Here is a 531-nt window from a genome sequence, read left to right on the forward strand (position 1 = left end):
GTGACGACTCTGGGGTCGTGCTGGGTGGCGGTGCAGTACTTGCAGCGGGCGGCGGTCTCGGGGATTTCGGATCGGCCGTGGTGGGGAGGAACACGACCGACTCCGCCGAGGCGAGGACGGCGCCCGCAGGGTCGGTGAGGGTCAGCGCCACGGTGTCGGGACCGGTTCTGCGGACGCGGACGCGGACGCGGGTGGCGGCCGCCGCGTTGAGGCGCACGCCGCTCCAGGAGAACGGCAGGAGGAGCCGGTCTGTGTCGCCGTCGGCGGCGAGGAGGGCGTGGAGGGCGGCGTCCAGGAGAGCGGGGTGCAGACCGTAGGGGTCGGCGGAGGGGGCCGCGGACGGCAGTTCGACCTCGGCGTACAGGTCGGCGCCGTGCCGCCACGCCGACTCCAGGCCCTGGAACGCTGGCCCGTCGGCGTAGCCGCGCTCGGCCAGCCGGTCGTACAGGCCGTCCGTGTCCAGCGGGTCGGCGCCGGCCGGTGGCCAGGGGCCGCTGATTCCGGCGGGTTCGGCGGGGACTTCGGTGGTCA

Annotated in this window: 1 protein-coding gene; it reads right to left on the reverse strand. The window is 75.1% G+C overall.

What is annotated here, in order from left to right:
* A partial coding sequence (locus ACYVE7_RS35550) for a polyketide synthase dehydratase domain-containing protein (RefSeq protein WP_460371114.1) occupies positions 1 to 531 on the reverse strand: 531 nt, incomplete at both ends.

The sequence above is a fragment of the Actinocorallia lasiicapitis genome, assembly GCF_054778695.1.